The sequence below is a fragment of the Porcipelethomonas ammoniilytica genome (assembly GCF_025567485.1).
GTDB lineage: Bacteria > Bacillota > Clostridia > Oscillospirales > Ruminococcaceae > Porcipelethomonas > Porcipelethomonas ammoniilytica.
Genome location: NZ_JAOQKH010000035.1, coordinates 1 through 6,552, shown reverse-complemented (window position 1 = coordinate 6,552; position 6,552 = coordinate 1). Strand labels below are relative to the sequence as shown.

General features: G+C 39.9%; 1 protein-coding gene. It reads right to left on the bottom strand.

From position 1 onward, the window contains the following. Positions 1-5,161: 5,161 nt before the first annotated feature. Positions 5,162-5,422: a TnpV protein gene (locus OCV67_RS13760; protein WP_394802709.1), complete on the bottom strand. Its 261-nt coding sequence runs from the start codon at positions 5,420-5,422 to the stop codon at positions 5,162-5,164. Between the last annotated feature and the right edge of the window lie 1,130 nt (positions 5,423-6,552).

The window sequence follows — 6,552 nt, the reverse complement described above, 5'->3', positions numbered from 1 at the left end:
CCGTCGGTGGTAACCTTAAGCATATTGTCAACATCGGGAGTGACCTGCTTGTTGTGAATCTTTTCCGCACGTTCCGACAGTGACTGTATTAAATTTTTCTGTGTTTCCGTAGGCTCGGCAGCAATAATGTGACGTTCACATTCAGGTTCGGGAAGATTTAAGTCCTCTGCGGTTTTTATGTCAGCACACTCCTTGAAAGCGGTCATAAGCTCAGGAAGATTGCTGAATTTTGAAAGTCTGGTTTTCTGCCTGAAGCCTTTGCCTGTAGGAGCATATTCAAGCTTTGTGACCTTTTGCGCAAAGTTTGCCGCCCATGCGTCAAAGTGGGTAAGACCGCTTTCACGTAGATAGTCAGCCTGTAAATATTTCTGCATAATGAAAAGTTCCGTGATACTGTTGCTTACCGGAGTACCCGTAGCAAAAACGATACCTTTTCCGCCTGTCAGCTCGTCAAGATACTGACATTTAATGTATAGATCCTGAGTTTTCTGAACTTTTCTGTTAGCCGCAACTCCTGAAATATTGCGCATTTTAGTTGAAACGCTTAAATTCTTGAACATGTCGGCTTCATCAATAAACAGCTTGTCTACACCCATTTCCTCAAAGGTAACCATGTCGTCCTTTATCGGCTTTTCAATAAGCTTTTTAAGCTTAGCTTCATAATCACGTTTTGTGCGCTCCATGTCCTTGACGGTAAAACTCTCGGCATTCTGTTCTTTCATTTCAGCAATGTCATTAATAAGCTCATTGATCTGATCTTGAATGAACTGTTCCTCACGTTCTTTTGAAACGGGAATTTTAATAAGCTGAGAGTGACCGATAATAATGGCGTCAAATTCGCCTGTTGCAATTTTGGCGCACAATTTTTGGCGGTTTTCTTTTTTGAAATCGTCTTCATGTGCAATTAAAATATTTGCATTAGGGTACAGTGTAAGAAAATCATTTGCAAACTGTTCGGTCATATGATTTGGAACGGCAAGGAGAGATTTATTGTGCAGTCCCAGACGTTTTCCCTCCATGGCGGCGGCTATCATTTCATAGGTTTTGCCTGCCCCAACCTTGTGTGCAAACAGCGTGTTACCGCCGTATAAGGCGTGTGCGACAGCGTCCTTTTGATGTTTCTTAAGGGTTATTTCCGGATTCATTCCTGCAAAAGTCAGGTGAGAACCGTCATATTCACGGGGACGTATAGAATTATACAAAACATTGTATTTTTCNTCTTTGAATATCCATTCACGGAAAGCGTTTTCAATAAGCTCCTGTTTCTGACGTGCAAGGAGAGTTTCATCATGATTTATCACGTATTCTGTTTTATCCTTTTCAGGATTGTAAACAGGATCGTAAACGGTAGTATCGATCATGTTAAGACTGTCCTCAAAAATGCTGTATCCGGATTTTCGGGACGTACCGTATGCAGTATTAGACTTGATATTATCCTTATCAAGAGACTTATTCATAACATTCCATTTAGCAGTTGCAGGGTTATGCTGAATTCCTATGTAATTATTGTCTATTCCCAGATTACGGGAGAACTTCGGGGTTTCAAAAAGCTCATACATAAATTCCTGAATGTACTTATCGTCTATCCAGGGAGAACCGAGCTTAGCCGTAATATCTCCTGCTTCGATACGGTCTGGCATGGCGGCTTCAAGGGCGGAAACATTTTCAGTAAAATCAGGATTTGCTTCAGCTGCACTCTTAGCAACGGCAAGTTTGTTTCTGATGTTTCCGGAAAGATATGCGTCTGCGGTTTCCCATGCAGACGTTTCAGGATTTAAGAAAATAACGCCTTTAAGATCTGAAATTATTTCACTTTTTTCTTTTCCGTCCATAAGTTCGGACATGAAATCAAGGTCGACGCCTGCTTTTTCAGAAATGGAAACGGCAAGAGCGTCTGCGGCGGTATCAGCGTGCGTTATCCTTACAGGAGGCTGTAATGTACGTTTTGTAAAAATATCCGCTTTACCGATAAGCTTGCCGTCCTTGACCTTTTCCAGTGAAAGAACAAGGGGAAGTGAAACGTCCTCACGGAAAATGTCTCTGTTGGTTTTATCATTTAATAATCCGTTTTTCTTTGTGAAATCATCATAAAGCTGATTCAGTTCTGTACGCTTTGAAATAATAGCTTCGTCCGAGTAACCCTCAAGCTGCATATTAAGCAGTTCACGGACGCATTTTGAAATAGCGGCTATTCCGCTTACACGCTCGTATCTCTTTCCGGTAAACGGGATTTCAGTCATAATAGAATTCTCACGGTAAAATATTTTACCGTCAATTTCAGCGTATGAGAAATTTTTGACCGTCGGATCGGCAGGAAGAATTTCAGGTTTAAATTTATCCTTTTTCTTTCCGGAGGGTTTTGCAATAACAGACTTTTCAGCGGTATAATTTCCTTTTATTTTCTTTACCGCTTCATTTAAAATAACTTTAAGATCGGAATTTTCAAAAGGAACAACCATAGTACCTTTGCCGTAAAGCTTGTTTCCCTCCACAACTTTTCCTAAAATCATTTCCGGATTTTCAATGAAGTAATTGTTGAGTACAAGACCGTCTGGATTTTTTGAGGTATACACCCAATCGGGCGCAATATCTATCATTTTTTCACGTTTCCGGAGAAAAATAATGTCGGAGGTGACTTCCGTTCCCGCATAGGATTTGAAAGCATTATTTGGCAGTCTGACAGCGCCCAGTAGCTCCGCACGCTGAGAAATGTATTTTCTTACCGACGGATTAGCCTTGTCAAGAGTACCGGAAGAAGTGATAAAAGCGATTACGCCTTCCGGACGTACCTTGTCCAGAGTTTTTGCAATAAAATAGTCATGGACCGCAAAATTGTATTTGTCATATCTGCGGTCTGAAATTTTAAAACCTCCGAAAGGAATGTTGCCTACAGCGACGTCAAAGAAATTGTCTGAGAAGTCACGCTTTTCAAAGCCGGTGATCTGAATGTCAGCATCAGGATAAAGAAGCTTTGCAATGCGGCCAGAAACGCTGTCCTTTTCAACTGCGTAAATACGTGAGTTGTCTGACATTGATCCCGGCATTTTACCGAGGAAATTTCCTGTGCCTGTAGAAGGATCGAGAACAGAACCACCGTGAAAACCCATATTTTCAAGAGCCGAATATATTGATTCAATAATGAACGGGGGAGTATAAAAGGAATCAAGAACTGAAGCACGTGCGGCATTGTATTCTTCGTCAGTAAGGAGATTTTTGAGCTCTGAATATTCCGCAGACCATTGTTCATTTTTTGAATCAAAAGCGGCGGACAATCCGCCCCAGCCAACGTATCTGGAAAGTATTACTTGTTCTTCCGGTGTTGCAGGTCGATTTTCCTTTTCAATCATTTTCAGCGTTCTGATAGCTTCGGAATTCGCCTTGAATTTCGATTTAGCGCCGCCTTCGATGATAAAATCACCAGTAATTTTGAAGTTTTCAATTTTCATGTCAGACTTCATAGATTTTTTAGCTTGTTCAACGGTTCTGTCAGTATGGTCGATATATTCATAAAGATCGCTGTTCAGCAGTTGGTTGTATGAGATATTTTCAGTGACAGAAAAAACGCCGCTGTCCCTTGTGACCGTACATTCGTCGGTTATCCACGGAAATGCGCCTGTCAGAGAAACAACTTCGCTTATATTACCCGTAATCTTATGACGAAATCTGTCACCTACAGTAATCTTCTGCGGAACATCTGGCTTGTTATTTTCTTCAGGATTTTTTGCATCTGATTCTTCAATATTATTTTTTAAATCGGAATTATTAACAGGTTTTGTAAATGTTATTTCAGATTCAGGTATGACCTTATTGCTTTCATTGTTTTCAGATAAAATGCCGTATTCTTTAAGGGTATTCTTTGCTTTCTTTATGTAAGGTTTATCGAATTCATTATTTGAATCGTAGTATTTCAAAATGTATTTTGCATGATATATACGGTCATCTATATCGGCTTTGGTAATATATTCGCCTTTGGATACCAGTTCTGAAATTCTTTCAGCGACTTCTTTCCAGGAAAGATAAATTTTTCTGCCCTCCTCATTGTCATACTTACGGTTAAGAATAATTTCAATGCCTTTTGAATTGTGATTTGCAAAGGCATAAAATTCATTTCCCGAATGACCGCCTGTACCGTACTCGTCTTTAAGCATTTTGGCAAGTTCATTTATAGAGTGGCTTTCTTTACAGAATTCTTCAATACGGAATTTACCGTCCTGAAATCCGCTGCCTCTCATTAAAGCTGCATAGATTGCTTTTTCTTCTGCGTCAGATTCATAAACTACAGGTTCTCCGAACAGAGAAAGCTGTGACGGTACATATTGGTGATCTTTTGATGTAATTTGCGGCGCAGCTTTTGACAGAATTTCAAATCCCTTTTCATTCATATCCTGCTGCCAGCCGTTATATGCAAGTACATCGGAAGTACCGAGCAGAATGCCGCCGAAATCGGGAGCGTCAAGGTCTTTCAGGCTGATACTATTTTCACTGATCTGTTCAACTTCTCTGCGTTTACCGTCATAGAGAATCACATCGCCTACAGATAATTCAGAAACGTCTGGAGATTTCTTTTCTGTGTTTTCAAAGACAGTAGTTTTTATTTCAGATTTATCATTATCTGACAATTCAATAAGTTTGTCAAAATCAAGATTTTTAAGAACAGTATTCATATGATCAAGAGAATTAAAAAGCTGTTCATCAACGACTCTACCATCCTGTTCTTTTACGATACGGTATGTTTCAAGATCGGCATAAGCTTCAATACCTGCAAGACCGGTTTCCTCATCCGGTTTATATGCCAGTTCAATGTGATCCATATTTGAAAAGTTACCAGGAGAGCCAAATTCTTTTTCACAGTATTCATTGATTAACCGGATAGCCCTATCCATTGGATTTTCTTTAATTTTCCTATGTTCGGACAATTCCGTGACAGATTTACTCAATTCGCCAATGGCGAATTTTTCTTTTTCAGCTGTAAAGCTGTGTGCAATCTCCTCCAGACGTTCAATATCAGCTTTGCTGACTGTAATAGTTGTTGTTTCTCCGGCAATTTTACCGGAGAATTTTATTCCGCTTTCCCCAAGCTTATCAGCAATTTTAGCAGCAATATCGGTATCATACTTTCTGTAAGTCTTTTGCGGAATGTATCTGTACGGAGTATTGCCGATTATTTGTATATCAGTTCTGTCAGAATTTCTTCCTCTGCTGTTTTCAGAAAACTGTTCTGAAGCTGTACTGTTTTCAGGTAATCTCCCTGATTCTCCGCTTCTTTGTATTCCGGACTGTTCTCCTTGAGTTTTTCCACTATTATATCTTCCATTTCGTGTGCCTGAAGATTGATGGCTGTCAGATGTTTGTTCAGTTGATCGCTGTTTTTCAGCCATATAAATTCCTTGGGATTCTGATTGAGAAGATAATTCCTGCGCATTGTTACGTACTTCCCGTGAGGGATCTCCTGAAGAAGTTCCTCCGGAATCGGTTTCCAGTACCCCAATGCCGTCTTGTAATAATTCTCTCTCATTTCTTCCGGTACTATGTCGAATTCCGCTTCCGTGAATCCCAGAATCTCTTTTTCCTCCGCCGATTGTCTTTCCGATTCTGCTACCATCTCCAGAAATTCTTTCCTTTCCTGATCCGATATCTGATCTATAGGAACTTCCCTCAGATAAATCGGATAATACCGGAAATTCTCCTCGTCCAGAACGTACGTCCATCCCTTTAAGATTTCCGTATCCGGAAGATATTCCCCTGTCTTGGGGTTCAGAACGTGTCTCACTCCGTCTATCATTTTCTCTTGTTTCATTATGTTCGTTCCTCCTGATTTCTTCAATTGCATTATGCCTTGTGTTTCTTACAATACTTTCAATTTCAAGAAAAATACTTTTTGAAATTTCTGTTACAGCCTGTCCAATTTCTTCAATCGGATATTTACTTAATCCGGTAAGGTTTTTGGGTGATGGCTGTGCTTCTCCCGGACAGCAGCGGTAAAGTAAAGAATATGCGGCAGATTCTGCAACTACTTTGTATAAGTCTGATTTATCATCATTTGAATACTTTGCCGTACGCATAAGAGTAATATCATATAGCTGTTCCTCCAGAGTTTCAGAATCCAGATTATATTTCTCAGTTAGATGTTTGGAAACTGATTCGCTGTAATCAATATTCAGCTGACTGTCATTGATTTCCCAGATCCAAGGCAGGGGAGTACCTTCCGGTGTGGACGTCTGGGTGATGTCAAATAAATAACGTATTTTTCCGTTATGTAATGTAGGAACACCGTGTCCCTGCGGCTCACGGCTGAGACTTCGCCATGAACGTGCGTCCGAACATGCAGTAAACTGAGGGTTTTGCAGATTGATCATTATCTGATCGTCAAATGAATGCTTGTAGTGGTAAGAAGATGTCTGCAAAAATTTCAGCCAGTACTGAGTATCGGAAAGCTTTTCTTTTTCGGATTTGACAGATTCTTTTATTTCTCTTATTCTTCTGAATTCCATTATATCATACCTTTCATTTATAATCTATATTGTCAATATCGACTGAGCTATAATTTTCCTT

Coding starts and splice junctions, on each gene's coding strand:
- OCV67_RS13760 (WP_394802709.1), bottom strand. CDS start 5,422: ATGCGCAGGAATTATCTTCTCAATCAGAATCCCAAGGAATTTATATGG.